At 33.8% G+C, this 15,007-nt stretch carries 15 protein-coding genes; 12 read left to right on the forward strand and 3 right to left on the reverse strand.

Annotated elements, in window-relative coordinates; all coding sequences use genetic code 11:
* Positions 1-170 (forward strand): transposase (locus GMA11_RS07170; RefSeq protein ID WP_163546486.1); only part of this gene is annotated, 170 nt, incomplete at its 5' end.
* Between the two features lie 285 nt (positions 171-455).
* On the forward strand, positions 456-1,448 hold the full coding sequence (locus tag GMA11_RS07175; RefSeq protein WP_163546487.1) for a YhdH/YhfP family quinone oxidoreductase: 993 nt from the start codon (positions 456-458) through the stop codon (positions 1,446-1,448).
* A gap of 207 nt (positions 1,449-1,655) precedes the next feature.
* Here GMA11_RS07175 and GMA11_RS07180 read toward each other — a convergent pair whose 3' ends face one another.
* The 3 genes from GMA11_RS07180 to GMA11_RS07190 all read right to left on the reverse strand — a co-directional run bounded on the left by GMA11_RS07180 (position 1,656) and on the right by GMA11_RS07190 (position 5,118).
* On the reverse strand, positions 1,656-3,296 hold the full coding sequence (locus GMA11_RS07180) for a Na/Pi cotransporter family protein (protein WP_163546488.1): 1,641 nt from the start codon (positions 3,294-3,296) through the stop codon (positions 1,656-1,658).
* A gap of 120 nt (positions 3,297-3,416) precedes the next feature.
* Positions 3,417-4,655, reverse strand: coding sequence for an aminopeptidase (locus GMA11_RS07185; RefSeq protein ID WP_163546489.1), 1,239 nt, complete (start codon positions 4,653-4,655; stop codon positions 3,417-3,419).
* Positions 4,656-4,668: 13 nt separating this feature from the next.
* Entirely contained in the window at positions 4,669-5,118 is a 450-nt protein-coding gene (locus tag GMA11_RS07190; protein ID WP_163546490.1) for a flavodoxin, read from the reverse strand.
* A gap of 123 nt (positions 5,119-5,241) precedes the next feature.
* Between GMA11_RS07190 and GMA11_RS07195 the strand changes: the two genes are divergently transcribed.
* From GMA11_RS07195 to GMA11_RS07240, 10 genes are all read left to right on the forward strand, one after another.
* Complete coding sequence (locus GMA11_RS07195; protein WP_163546491.1) at positions 5,242-5,841, forward strand: NfeD family protein; 600 nt, start codon at positions 5,242-5,244, stop codon at positions 5,839-5,841.
* Between the two features lie 12 nt (positions 5,842-5,853).
* The gene (gene floA, locus GMA11_RS07200; protein ID WP_163546492.1) at positions 5,854-6,852 is read left to right on the forward strand and encodes a flotillin-like protein FloA; all 999 of its coding nucleotides are present in this window, start codon (positions 5,854-5,856) and stop codon (positions 6,850-6,852) included.
* 11 nt (positions 6,853-6,863) lie between these two features.
* Positions 6,864-7,295, forward strand: coding sequence for a hypothetical protein (locus GMA11_RS07205; protein ID WP_163546493.1), 432 nt, complete (start codon positions 6,864-6,866; stop codon positions 7,293-7,295).
* A 47-nt stretch (positions 7,296-7,342) separates the two neighbouring features.
* Entirely contained in the window at positions 7,343-7,789 is a 447-nt protein-coding gene (locus tag GMA11_RS07210) for a hypothetical protein (RefSeq protein WP_163546494.1), read from the forward strand.
* A 164-nt stretch (positions 7,790-7,953) separates the two neighbouring features.
* On the forward strand, positions 7,954-8,325 hold the full coding sequence (gene nrdI, locus GMA11_RS07215; protein ID WP_163546495.1) for a class Ib ribonucleoside-diphosphate reductase assembly flavoprotein NrdI: 372 nt from the start codon (positions 7,954-7,956) through the stop codon (positions 8,323-8,325).
* Positions 8,326-8,338: 13 nt separating this feature from the next.
* The gene (nrdE, locus tag GMA11_RS07220) at positions 8,339-10,489 is read left to right on the forward strand and encodes a class 1b ribonucleoside-diphosphate reductase subunit alpha (protein WP_163546518.1); all 2,151 of its coding nucleotides are present in this window, start codon (positions 8,339-8,341) and stop codon (positions 10,487-10,489) included.
* A gap of 58 nt (positions 10,490-10,547) precedes the next feature.
* Entirely contained in the window at positions 10,548-11,720 is a 1,173-nt protein-coding gene (coaBC, locus tag GMA11_RS07225) for a bifunctional phosphopantothenoylcysteine decarboxylase/phosphopantothenate--cysteine ligase CoaBC (protein ID WP_163546496.1), read from the forward strand.
* Between the two features lie 135 nt (positions 11,721-11,855).
* On the forward strand, positions 11,856-13,034 hold the full coding sequence (locus tag GMA11_RS07230) for a tetratricopeptide repeat protein (RefSeq protein ID WP_163546497.1): 1,179 nt from the start codon (positions 11,856-11,858) through the stop codon (positions 13,032-13,034).
* Position 13,035: 1 nt separating this feature from the next.
* Complete coding sequence (gene rpiA / locus GMA11_RS07235) at positions 13,036-13,704, forward strand: ribose-5-phosphate isomerase RpiA (protein ID WP_163546498.1); 669 nt, start codon at positions 13,036-13,038, stop codon at positions 13,702-13,704.
* Complete coding sequence (locus GMA11_RS07240) at positions 13,697-15,004, forward strand: pyrimidine-nucleoside phosphorylase (protein ID WP_205422914.1); 1,308 nt, start codon at positions 13,697-13,699, stop codon at positions 15,002-15,004. Before rpiA ends, GMA11_RS07240 begins: the two co-directional genes overlap by 8 nt.
* The last annotated feature ends 3 nt before the right edge of the window (positions 15,005-15,007 follow it).

Consider the following 15,007-nt stretch of genomic DNA (forward strand, 5'->3'; position numbering starts at 1 on the left):
CCACACCTTATTCAAACGGTATCACAGAAGCTATCAACAATCATATTAAAGTCATCAAACGGATTGCCTATGGCTATAGACGTTTTTCCTATTTTAGATTACGTATTTTAATCATACAACACCATTCCCAATGGCAGAAAAAGAATGTGAAAAAGGTAGTGAATGGTTAATGCCATTCACTACCAACATACTCACTATTTCTCTCCACCAACACAATTTGACGAAGAGCCCTTTTATATACAAAATCGTGTTGATGGAAGCAATCTATCAACACGATTTATTATAGAGCCTTTATTGTAGAGCCAAAATGAGATTATTAGAATGTACTACATCTATATTTGACGACATTAAAGATATACTGTTACAATATTATCAATATAAAGACGGTAAGTATACTTATCAGCATGCCTTTAACTCAATGTTGATATATTGGTATACTTGAAAGGAGATAGAAGATGACAAGTTTTAAAGCAATTCAAGTTGAGCAAACAGAAAATGGGGTTGTAGCAAGTGTAAAACAAATGACACAAGATGCATTATCAAATGGAGAAGTAGAAATTAAAGTGGCATATAGCTCGCTAAATTACAAAGATATGCTAGCATGTCAAACGAATGGTGGTGTTATTAGGCACTATCCAATGATTCCAGGAATTGATTTTAGTGGAATTGTTGTAAAATCAGAATCAGCGGAATTTGTAGTTGGAGATAAAGTTTTTGCAACAGGATTTGATATAGGTATGACACATACAGGAGGTCTTTCTGAATATGTGCGTGTTCCGGCTAAATGGTTGTTGCATCTCCCTCAAAATTTATCTTTGGAAGACATCATGGTATATGGAACAGCTGGATTAACAGCGGCTTTATGTGTAGCAGCACTTGAAAGAAATGGTTTATCGGTAACTAATCAACCGAATATTCTTGTCACAGGAGCAAGTGGTGGGGTAGGAAGCATTGCTTTAAGTATTTTATCTAAAATGGGATTTAAGCACATAACAGCATTGGTACGCAAATCTTATCAAGAATCTGTTGTAAAAGAATTAGGTGCAGCAAATGTGTTGTATCCGGAAAATATTGATATAGGTCATAAAAAATTAGCTAGAGAACAGTTTCATTTTGTAATTGATACAGTAGGGGGAGATGTACTTAGCCAGCTGTTTCCACAGGTCTATTATAATGGATGCCTTGCTTTGTGTGGGAATGCGGGAGGTGTCCATATTAAGACCAATGTATTACCGTTTATTTTAAGAGGTATAGCCGTTGTTGGTATAGATTCTGTTCAATGTTCTATGAAAAAAAGACAATATGTTTGGGAAAAACTTTCAAATGAATGGTATGTCCTTCCGTCACTTCGTGTTCAAGAAGTGTCTTTAGAAAATAGTTTATCCGTGATAGAAGAGATAAAAAATGGACAACATACAGGACGTACAGTTGTTCGTATGTCATCGTGATAACCCAAGCTATCGTATATACCTAGATGAGTGAAAAGTGTTTAATATTTTCTTAGAGTGAGAATGTTTATGACGACAAATAAATGTCTTTTTGTAGTTATACCCGATGTGCTGATAACAAGAATTTCTCTAGAATACTGACATTTTTATAACTAGATATAATAAAAAGCTGAGGAAATCCTTGTTGATTTTCTCAGCTTTTTTGTTTTAATTAACGAGTTTTGTGCCGACCTTTTCTACAGTTTCTGCAATATTGCGGCAATGGTCAGAAATACGTTCTAGATTACTTAATAAATCCATAACGAAGATACCGGATTCGGCAGTTGATGTCCCTTTGTTCATACGGCGAATATGTTTGTCACGAATATCGACTTTTAATTGATCGACTTCACGTTCAATGGCAATGATGCGTTCAATACTTTTTGTGCTTGCAGTTGAGACAGCATCTATGGAACATCTGAAACCTTCTAAAACAATAGTATAGACATAATCAAGTTCTTTTGAGACATCTTCTCCTAAATGTAAGCCTTTATCTAATAACTCATCTGCGTATTCAGCAATGTTCTCGGCATGGTCAGATACGCGTTCAACATCATGAACAGCAGAAAATAAGTAGTCAATTTTTGATAAATCTTTATCAGATACATTATTTTGTTTGGATAATTCAACAAGATATGAAATGATTTCTTTTTCATACAAGTTTACTTCTTTTTCATAACGCAAAGCTTTTTGAATAGCTTTTTTGTCATTTTCTTTGATTGCCTTGATAGCATGTGTCATTGTTTTTTCCGCTTTTAATGACATTAAAACAAATTCGTATAATACATTATTTAATGCAATAGCAGGTGTTTGTAATAAATAATTGTCTAGATAAGTGTAGTTATGTGCTTCTTCTTGTTCTTTTTCTTCTTCGGTAACTGGTAGAATCCAGTAAGATAATTTTACGAGATAGTTAGCAAATGGGAATAGAACAATGACATTAATAATATTAAATAATGAATGTGCATTGGCAATTTGTCTAGGTACATTACCTGGATCGAGAGGTTCTACGATACTCGATAATAAACCAGTTAAGAATAACACAAAGTAAATTGTTCCAATAATATTAAAACATAAATGAATAATAGCAACACGTTTTCCTTTTCGTGATGTACTTAATGAGCTAATAAGGGCAGTTGTACAAGTTCCAATATTATCTCCAAAAATAATATATAATGCTGTAATAAAAGGAACAACACCATTAGATGCTAATGCAATTAAAATACCAATGGTTGCTGCTGAACTTTGTAAGGCTAGTGTCATTAAAAAACCAAGACCAATACCTAAAATGGCATTATCACCATAATTCACAATTAACTCTTTAAACACAGGTGAGTGTTTTAATGGCTCTAATGTCGATGATAACATTGTCATTCCAATAAATAACATCCCAAAACCAACTAAAATACTGGAAGAGTCTTTGATAATACTTCTTTTAGCTGTAGCTCCTAACAGCATTCCAGCACCAATAACAAGAGGTGCCCATTTTGATAAGTTTAACGTTACTAATTGGGCTGTAATAGTTGTTCCAATATTTGCACCAAAGATGATACCGACAGCTTGTTGTAGAGTCATTAAACCAGCGTTTACGAACCCTACAACCATGACTGATGTAGCAGAGGAGCTTTGAATGACCATTGTCACAAAAGCTCCGACTAAGACAGCCATGAAACGATTTCGTGTCAGTGATTGAATAATACCTTTTAATTTATTTCCTGCAACTTTTTGTAACCCATCTGCCATCATTTTCATGCCATATAAAAATAAGCACAATCCAGCAATAGCACCTAGTATCATATCTAGTGTCATAGTATTCTCCTAATAAAAGTAATGTTAGCTTTATTTTACAACAAAAAATTTTTTTATCTACTTAAAAAATGATGAGAAAAAAGAGTAGAAAAGCATTCTTTTCTACTCTAAAAAGACTGATTAGATTGCCCATTCTCCATTTCTGAAAATTGGAACACGGCTACCGTCTTCACGAATACCGTCAATATCCATATATTCAGATCCAATCATGAAATCAACGTGTGTTGTTGAAATATTTAAGCCTGCTTCTTTTAATTCAGCTTGTGTCATTTGAACACCGCCTTCTAGACTTGAAGGATAGGCAGAACCAATAGCAAGATGATTTGATGCATTTTCATCGAATAATGTGTTGAAGAATGTTAAACCAGACATAGAGATAGGTGTTTTATGTGCAACAAGTGCAACTTCGCCTAAACTACGTGCACCTTGTTGTTCAATTAGTTGTTTGATAGTATCTTCACCTTTTTCAGCAGTAACATCTGTGATTTGACCGTCTTTAAATGTGAATTTCATACCTTCAATAACAACACCTGCATAGCTTAACGGTTTTGTACTAGAAACATAACCGTCAGCACGGCGGTAGTCTGGAGCTGTAAAAATTTCTTCTGTTGGCATATTTGCAATGAAAACTTCACCTTGTGCATTTGTACTACCAGCAGATTCCCAAATGTGATGTTTTGGTAAGCCAAGTGTTAAATCTGTTCCAGGAGCTGTGTAGTGCAAAGCATCAAATTGTTCTTTGTTTAATATTGCAGCTTTTTCATTTAATAATGCTTCGTGTTTTGTCCAAGAGCTAATTGGATCTTCGTCATAAATTCGATTCATTTTAAAAATAGCATCCCATAGAGCATCTACTTGCTCTTCTTCTGTTTCTAAATGAGGGAAAATCATTTTTGCCCATGCAGGACTAGAGGCAGCACCTAATGTCCAACTAATTTTATTTGATTGTGTAGCAATACGTTGTTCGTTTAATGCAATATTTAATGCTTCTTGACGTTTAGCAATACGTAATGTATCGACACCTTCAAAAGCATTAGGTGCAGATGAACGAATGACTAATCTACTTGCTTTTTTATTTAAAAAGTGAGTAGATTCTTGTTTCACATAATCCGGAATCGTTGTTAAATCACTTTCAGGCAAGTGAATAAGTGTTTCTTTAGAAACAATATCATCAACCCATTGAACAGATACTTCACTTGCACCATATTCATAAGCTGTTTTGACTAATAAACGAGCAAAATGTGCTTGTTCTACATCAACTGTTAAACGAACAGTATGTCCTTTTTGTACATTTATTCCTTTTTTAATCAATAAATGTGCATATTTTTCTAACAATATATCAAAATTTTCTAATGCCATATTTTACTCCTAACTATTTGTTTTCAAAAGAAGTGATAAGTTGTTTTGATAAGTTTTTTAAGTTTTCAATATCATCTTCTTCGGCATTTAACTCTATTTTTACACTTTCAGCACCTTTTAAAGCACCTGTTTTACCGAATTGTTCTTCAAATAAGATAACAGCTTGGCAATAATGATCATAATAAGTATCCCCAGAACCAAAGACACCAAAGACTTTTCCGGATAAATCTTCTTCGGCTAATTCTTCATACAAATCAACGATTTCATCTGGTAATTCACCGTCACCATAAGTGTAAGAACCAACAAGACATAAATCATATTTTTGGAAGTCGCTTGCGCTTGCTTGAGAACACTCTACAACATCTACTTGAGCACCTAATGCTTCAAGAGATTCTGCTACAATATCTGCACACTCTTCTGTACTCCCTGTTAAACTTGCAAAAACAACTAAAGCTGAAACCATTCGTTTTCCTCCAATAAATGTAATAATTTTCTTTAGTATAACATAATATAGGACTAAAGACTGTGTTTTTAGTTCTCTACATTAACTATAATGATAACATAAATAAGAAGAGGAGGGAAGATAATGGATATTTTGCTTTTAACGAGTGGATTTATAGGAATTTTAATCATTATTTTTAGTAGATATGCTCTCTTTGGTGGATTGATGACGATTGTATCTTTTTTGACCTATTTTACACTTTTAGGTACAGGTCAGTGGGTATATCTCATTTTGTTATTATTTGGATTATCTTTAATTGCATTAGAATTTATTGTGCCGAGTTTTGGTATCATTGGTGTTACAGGAACAATTATGACAGGAATGGGATTGTTTATGTCTAGTGCCTCTCCAATGCGAACGCTGCTTAATTTTTCTATTGCTTTATTGATAACCGTTGTATTGGCAATGTTACTGATTAAAATAGGTTATAAAACAAGATTGGGTAGAGGACTTGTTTTAGTTGATCGACTATCTGATTCAGGTGGATTTAAATCGTATCAAGATGATTATCAACGCTATTTGCACCAAATTGGAAAGACAACAACAAGTTTAAGACCAGTTGGTAGAGCAATGTTTGATGGAGAAGAAGTGGAGGTGTTATCAACTGGAGAGATGATTGATGCATCGAAAACAGTTGTAGTATACAAAGTAGAAGGTAATAAAGTATTTGTAAGATTAAAATAAGGAGGTATATATATGGAAATTGAACAATTTTTACCATTGATTATTATTGTTGCTGTATTTGTTGTGGCACTATCTATTTTCTTAACATTTGTGCCATTAGGGTTATGGGTAACAGCACATTTTTCAGGTGTTAAAGTGAGCGTGATGACACTTGTAGGAATGCGTTTAAGACGAGTAGCACCACATCGTATTATTCAACCGATGATTAAAGCAACAAAAGCAGGTTTAAATATTAGTATTGATAAATTAGAGGCTCATTATTTAGCAGGTGGGGATGTCAATATGGTTATTGACGCATTGATTGCAGCACAACGTGCGAATATTGATTTAGAATTTGAACAAGCAGCAGCGATTGATTTAGCAGGTCGTAATGTGTTTGAAGCTGTTCAAGTAAGTGTAAATCCGAAAGTCATTGAAACACCTGTTATTGCAGGGGTTGCAATGAATGGGATTGAAGTTAGAGCGAAAGCAAAAGTGACTGTTCGTGCAAATATTGAGCGTTTAGTCGGAGGTGCGGGAGAAGAAACCATTATCGCACGCGTTGGAGAAGGTATTGTCACGACTGTTGGTAGTGCGGCACATCATTCTATTGTTTTGGAAAATCCAGATTCTATTTCACAAACGATTTTAAGAAAAGGGCTTGATTCAGGAACAGCTTTTGAAATCTTATCCATTGATATAGCCGATGTTGATGTAGGTAGAAATATAGGAGCGAAATTACAAGCAGAACAAGCTGAAGCCGATAAAAAAATTGCTCAAGCAAAAGCAGAGGAGCGTCGTTCTTTAGCGATTGCACAAGAACAAGAAATGTTAGCAGAAGTGCAACGTATGAAAGCGAAAGTAGTCGAAGCAGAATCTCTTGTACCGCAGGCACTTGCTGAAGCACTCAGAACAGGTAAATTAGGTGTCATGGATTACTATAAAATGAATAATGTCATTGCTGATACACAGATGCGTCAAACTATTGCAGGCGACAAAGGAGATAAAACAGCCGATATTATTCATGAATAGGAGTGATGAATATGCTTAATTTTTTCTTGCTCCTAGTAGGTGCTATGATTTTAGGTTCTCTTACTTCCCCAGATAAGAAAAAAAGAGGTAGACATGTAAAACGTCAAGACTGGGAAGTAACACATAAAATTACCAATCAACTCAAAAAAACATATCGTGAGTTAAATGAAGAATTTCAAAAAACAAAAGACGTTGTTCATCAATCAAATCAAACTATTTTACAAGAGGATGTTGAAGATGAAGAATCATATGAAACAGAATTGACAACACCGATGAGTATGGAAGTTGATGATGGAGAAGTTTATACAGATAGAGAGTGGGAAGTTCTTTCTCACACGGAGGTGTCTATACCAAAACCTGTGAAAAAGAAAGCTTTAACACCCTTACAAAAAGCGTTGATTTACACAGAAATTTTAGGGAAGCCTAAAGGATTAGATGATTAAACGAGAGGGTTAGCCTCCTCGTTTTTTATGAATATGGGAGGGTAAAAATGATTATTCATTTACAATCTTTTTCTACTTGCAAAGGAGCTAGAGCAAGAGTTTATCAAAATGGGTATCGTTGTGGTACCTTTCAACAAAAAAATGGAGATTATCTTACTGTTGAGAAGATTGATACAAAAAAAGAAGTAAGATTAGAAATAGACTATTTTTATCAACATCCATTGATATTTTTAGTGATATGGTTATTTTGTATTGTCTTGAGTATTTTGTTTCAGGATATAGTTATTCTCCCTGTTAAAACCGTACAGTTTACCTTTCTTCCACATCAGACAGATGTGTCGGAGTTAGTATACAATGATTCTTTACACAAAGTAACAGGTGTGAATGTTAAAGAGGTTTCACAAAAATATTTTTATAAAAAACGTTATATTTGTTTTGTTATAGGTATTGTTTTGATAATTCTTTTCTTATGTTGTTTGTTCGGGAAATTTTGAAAATAAAACGGTTTGAAAACTTGTTGTATCAATGTTTTTATGAAAAAGCAATACACTATATTGAGTGTTTAGGAGATTCTGGCACAATATATAGTGTTTTTGTCTTGCAAAGGTGGGTTGGTATTGCTATAATGTTCAAAGTGAACAACTAAGGTGGTGAGGATATGAAAGTTGTATATATGTCTATGACAGGACAAACAAGAAAATTTGTAAAAAAGCTTGAAATGGATAGTTTAGAAATTACAATGAGTAATGCTTTTCAAGAAATTTATGAACCTTATGTTGTCGTTGCACCAACGTATGAAATTGAAGCAACGAGTATTTTAAATGATTTTATTGAAACAGGAAATAATCAAGCGTATTTGAAAGGTATTGCAGGTGGTGGAAACCGTAACTTCAATACACTATTTTGTTTTACAGCAAAAGATTTGGCAGAACAATATCAAGTGCCGATATTACATATGTTTGAGTTTCAAGGATCAAATTATGATGTGGAATATTTTAAGGAAAAGGTGAGAGAACTTGGAGAATCCTAAAGTTGTATCAAAAATGCAAGAAGTAACGTACTTCAAACTGAATAATGAATTAAATCGTCCAGTAGACGGTAAAATTCCAATGCACAAAGATAAAGAAGCAGCAAGAGCTTATTTCCTAGAGCATGTTAATCCAAATACAGTATTCTTTTATACATTGGACGAAAAATTAGATTATTTAATGGATAATGATTATTTAGAACGTGAATTTTTGGAAAAATATGACCGTCAATTTGTGAAAGAATTGATGTCTATTACATACGCTAAAAAATTCCGTTTTAAATCATTTATGTCTGCCTTTAAGTTTTATACACAATATGCATTAAAGACGAATGATGGAAAACGTTACTTAGAACGTTATGAAGATCGTATTGTTTTTTGTGCGTTGTATTTAGCAAATGGAGATGAAGCTTTGGCGACACAATTAGCTTCAGAAATGATTCATCAACGTTATCAACCAGCAACACCAACATTTTTGAATGCAGGACGTAAAAGACGTGGAGAGTTAGTATCATGCTTTTTAATTCAAGTGACAGATGATATGAATAGTATTGGACGTGCTATCAATAGTGCTTTACAGTTATCACGTATTGGTGGTGGTGTTGGAGTTTCTTTAAGTAATATACGTGCGGCAGGAGATCCAATTAAAAAAATTGAGAATGCATCAAGTGGTATTGTTCCTGTTATGAAACTATTAGAAGATAGTTTTAGCTATTCTAATCAATTAGGACAAAGAAATGGTGCGGGAGCTGTTTATTTAAATGTTTTCCATCCAGATATTGTATCTTTCTTATCTACAAAAAAAGAGAATGCAGATGAAAAAATTCGTGTGAAAACATTGTCTTTAGGTCTTGTTGTTCCTGATAAGTTTTATGAATTAGCAGCTAAAGATAGTACAATGTATTTATTTAGTCCTTATGATGTTGAACGTGAGTATGGTGTTCCATTCTCTTATGTGGATATTACAAAAGAATATGATAATTTAGTCAATAATCCAAATATTAAAAAATCAAAAATTCAAGCACGTGAATTAGAAAATGAGATTAGTAAACTTCAACAAGAATCAGGTTATCCATATATTGTTAATATTGACACAGCTAATCGTTCTAATCCGATTGATGGTAAAATTATTATGAGTAATCTATGTTCAGAGATTTTACAAGTTCAACGTCATTCTGTTATCAATGATGCTCAAGAATTTGAAGTTTTAGGAACAGATATTAGTTGTAATTTAGGGTCAACAAATATTCCGAATTTGATGCAATCACCAGATTTTGGTAAATCAGTGGAAGCTATGGTACGTGCGTTAACATTTGTTACAGATGCATCAAATATTGTTGCCGTTCCAACAGTACAAAATGGAAATGCCAAAGCACATACAATTGGTTTAGGTGGTATGGGATTACACACTTTATTTGCATTAAATAAAATGGAATATGGTAGCCCAGAGTCAGTTGAATTTACAGACGTTTATTTCATGTTATTGAATTACTATACATTGTTAGCCAGTCATAAAATTGCAAAAGAACGTGGCATCAGTTTTGATGGATTTGAAAAGTCAAAATATTACACTGGTGAGTATTTTGATGTGTATACAAAAGAAGATTACACATTCCAATTTGATAAAGTAGCTGCTTTATTTGAAAATATTCACGTGCCAACTGCACAGGATTGGGAACAATTAAAAGCAGATATCCATGAAGGTGGATTGTATCATCAAAATCGTTTAGCGATTGCTCCAACCGGTTCTATTAGTTATGTAAATGAAACATCTGCAAGTTTACATCCAATTACACGTTTAATTGAAGAACGTCAAGAGAAAAAAACAGGTAAAACATATTATCCAGCACCTTATTTATCAAATGATACATTACCATTTTATAAATCGGCGTATGATATTGATATGAGAAAAGTCATTGATGTGTATGCTGCGGCACAAAAACATATTGATCAAGGTATGAGCTTAACCTTATTTATGCGTTCAGATATTCCAGAAGGAATGTATGAATGGAAAAAAGGTCGTACAAGTAAAATGACAACAAGAGATTTAAATATTTTACGTAATTATGCATGGAAAAAAGGGATTAAATCCATTTATTATGTCCGTACATTTACAGAGAATAGTGAAGAAATCGGAAGTAATGCATGTGAAAGTTGTACAATTTAATAGTGTTAGTCGTGTTGGTTTTTAACCAACACGACTTTTGGTGAAAAAGGAGACTATCATGAATATTCTAATCATTGTTACAGGTGGTATTGCAGCGTATAAATCTCTTGATTTAGTTAGTCAGTTGATGAAAAAACGTTATCGTGTAAGAGTTGTGATGACGAAAAATGCTCAAAAGTTTGTGACACCATTATCGTTTCAGGTGTTAACAAAACATGAAGTATATATAGATACATTTGATGAGGTTGATGTAAGTAGTATTCAACATATTGATTTAGGAAAATGGGCAGATAAAGTCATTGTTGCACCAGCAACAGCAAATATAATCGCAAAATTGGCTAATGGTATCGCAGATGATTTAGCATCTTCTTTATTGTTGGCTGTAACACCTTTGTCGAAAGTGTATGTGGTTCCTGCGATGAATACAAATATGTACGAGCATCCAATCACAAAAAAAAATCGACAAAAACTATCTGAATTAGGGATGTCAGTGTTAGAAGCAGACACGGGAGTATTAGCTTGTGGAGATGTTGGGAAAGGGAAATTTCCAAAAGTAGAACGTATTATCGAAGAGATATTCACGTCTATTGACAAAAATGTGTTAATAACAGCGGGACCGACAAAAGAATTTATTGATCCTTTTAGATGTATTACCAATCCGTCTAGTGGTAAAATGGGCATTGCTTTGGCAAGAGAGTTTGCTAAAGTAGGTGCGAATGTTACATTAGTAACGAGTGTTCCTATTTTAGAACATATCCCCAATATAACAGTTGTACCGATTGTGAGTACACAAGATATGTATGAAGCGGTTGTGTCACGTTTTGAGCAACAAGATATTATTATAAAAGCGGCGGCAGTGTCCGACTATACGCCAATAGAAGTATTCGATAAAAAAGTGAAAAAGCAAGATGGAGATATAACAATAACCTTCAAACGTACACCTGATATTTTAAAATATATAGGCACACATAAAAAATCACATCAAATAGTTGTTGGATTTGCCGCTGAAACACATGATTTAATACAATATGCGTCAGAAAAAATCGACAAAAAACATTTAGATATGATTGTTGCCAATGATATTTCTAAAGCCGGAATTGGTTTTGGTTCTGATGATAATGAAGTGTATTTGATTGATGCGGATAAACATGTCGAAAAAATAGAAAAGGTAAGTAAAATTGAGATTGCCAAAAAAATCGTACAACGATTATTAAGTATGTCTAGCTTATAATGAAAAAGGTTTAAAATCGAGAGGGATTTTAAACCTTTTTTATTAGTTGAACAGTAGGTATAGTTTTTTAGTGGATTTTATCATTTCAAAAACAGTCTATTTCCTATATAATAGAGGGAGATAAGGAGGCGAGTTATGCAAGAATTTGAAAAAAAACAGTTAACCTTGTGGGATAAAGCACAAGAGTTTGATAAAATCATCCATTATATTGATTTGTTAAAAGAGCCAACTTATGAACATTTAGGAAAGAAAGTATCCGCTTTGAATAATGTTAGACGATACTATGAAGCCATTGATTTACTGGAAACGATAAAAGAAGATGGGAAAAATGATGGCACATGGTATTATCGTTATGGATATGCGTTAATTTGTTTAGAACAATATCAAAAGGCAGAAGAATATTTACGACAAGCTGTTGCCTTGAATGATAAAGACGGGGACGCATGGTACTTGTTGAGTGTCCTTTATGAATATTATTTACCCAATGAAGAAAAATTAAGTGAAGTGGTTGAAACATTACAAACGGTGTCGTATTTATCCGAAGATTTATTGCCCCGAGAATTTTTACAAAATCAACAATTTAATCGAGAATATGTATTATTTGCCAAAACAGATGTACCAAATAAAGACCATATTATAAACGACTATCAAAAGTTTATTCAAGCTTTAGAAAAAGTTGTCAAGTATCATCATCAAATCCCAAAATTAGTGATTAGTTTAGCAAAATCCATTTTACAGAAGATTGATGAACAGATTGAATTAGATTTAGAAAATAGTTTAGAAAGTGAATTATCATATATTTTATCTTGGTTTGGTGTAGATGAGATGATATATGAGCGGAGTTTATATATTTTTACATATACTCTGTTTTTTGGAAAAGAAGAACACGCATCTCCAGAGAATTTGTTAACGATTTTGACGGCAAGTGATGAAGAAAACTATCAATTTATTATTGATTTCATTGACTTATTACCAGCTGAAGAACAAGAGGTTCATGCAGAATGGAAAGTAGGTGCATACATACACTTAGGTGAGTATGGACAAGCGATAAATGTTTTAGAACAGTATCGTGAGGATAATAAGAGAAATAGTCAGTGGCATTATACCTATGGCTTTTGTTTAATGCATTTTTCAGAATATGAAAAAGCTAAAGAATATTTACTTTTAGCTGTTGAGTATGATCATACAAATGAACAAGCATGGCGATTACTTGAACATGTCTTTTTAGAAGGCTTAGATGATTTGACAAATGCGAATTGGGCAAGAGAACAAAGAGAAAAGTATTGTATTGATGATGAAAAGGGAGAGTATTAGTATGAACTTAAAAGAATTAGTGGGTAGACAAGCAGCAAATTATGTAAAAGATGGTATGATTGTTGGGTTAGGAACAGGTTCCACAGCATATTATTTTGTAGATGAAATAGGACAGCGTGTTCAAAAAGGTTTAAATATTATTGGTGTTACGACATCTATGGCAACAAAAAAACAAGCAGAAGAGTTAGGTATTCCTTTAAAAAGTGTCGATGAAGTACCATATATTGATGTGACGGTTGATGGAGCTGATGAAGTAAATCATCAGTTGAATGGTATTAAAGGTGGCGGTGGAGCATTATTATTTGAGAAAATAGTAGCACGTCACTCCAAAAAAATTGTGTGGGTAGTAGATAAGTCTAAAGTGGTAGATACACTTGGAAAATTCCCGCTTCCCGTTGAGGTTGTCAAATATGGTTCTACTTGTCTTTTAAACTATTTTACAGAAAAAGGCTACTCTCCTGTTTTACGCCAAAAAGATAATGCTGTCTTTGTAACAGACGATGGCAATTATATTATCGACTTGCATTTAGACAAAATTGAAGATGAATATGCACTTGCGAAAGAGTTAGATAGTTTAACAGGTGTTGTTGAACATGGATTATTTTTAGATATGACATCGGTCGCATTGGTTGGGACGGAAAATGGTGTGGAGGAAAAATATCATGTTTAGAATGGTTGATTTAATCGAGAAAAAAAGAGACGGTTTTGCTTTGGCAAATCAAGAAATTGAATGGATGATTGATGGGTTTACAAAAGGGGAGATTCCGGATTATCAAATGAGTGCAATGGCTATGGCGATTTTGTTTCAAGGGATGACTCACGAAGAATTAGGTGTTTTGACGCTATCAATGGCAAAATCGGGAGATCAATTTGATTTAAGTGCTATCCATGGAATAAAAGTTGATAAGCATTCAACAGGTGGCGTTGGAGATACAACAACATTGGTTTTAGCACCATTAGTAGCTAGTTTAGGTATTCCTGTGGCAAAAATGAGTGGTCGTGGGTTAGGGCATACTGGTGGTACGATTGATAAATTAGAGGCGATACCCGGTTTTAAAGTAGAGGTGTCTGAACAAGATTTTATAGATTTAGTGAATAAAAATAAAGTAGCGATTGCTGGACAAAGTGGTAATTTGACACCAGCAGATAAAAAGTTGTATGCTCTACGTGATGTGACAGGTACAGTACAATCTATTCCGTTAATTGCAAGTTCGATTATGAGTAAAAAAATTGCATCTGGAGCAGATGCGATTGTTCTTGATGTGAAAACTGGTGCAGGAGCATTTATGAAAACTGTTGAAGATGCTCAAGCTCTTGCAACTGAGATGGTGGCCATTGGGAATCAAGTTGGACGTCGTACAATGGCTGTTATTTCAGATATGAGTCAACCATTAGGAGTTGCGATTGGGAATGCCAATGAAGTGATTGAAGCAATCAATACGCTAAAAGGGAACGGGCCTAAAGATTTAGTCGAATTGTGTTTAGTGTTAGGCTCCCAAATGGTTTATTTAGCAAATGGTGCTTCTAGTTTAGAAGAAGCAAGACAAAAATTAGAAGAAAATTTACAAAACGGCAAAGCATTGGAAGTATTCAAAACATTTATTGCTTCTCAAGGTGGAGATGCCAGCGTGGTTGATGATACAAGTAAATTACCGCATGCTTTATATGACATTGATGTAGTAGCAGATAAGAATGGTTATGTGACCTCTATTGTGGCAGATGATTTAGGTGTTGCAGCTATGATGTTGGGTGCCGGACGTGCCACAAAAGAAAGTCAAATTGATTTAGCGGTAGGTATTTCAGTTTTGAAAAAAGTAGGCGATAAAGTTGTGACTGGTGAACCGCTCGTTCGAATACACGCTAATCAAGAACATGTAGAAGATGTTATGTCAAAAGTAAAAGAAGCCTATACAATCGGTGATGAAAAAATACATCAACCGTTAATTTACAAAGTGATAACAAGTAAGTGAGGA

The sequence above is a fragment of the Granulicatella sp. zg-ZJ genome, from assembly GCF_010892355.1.
Classification (GTDB): domain Bacteria; phylum Bacillota; class Bacilli; order Lactobacillales; family Aerococcaceae; genus WM01.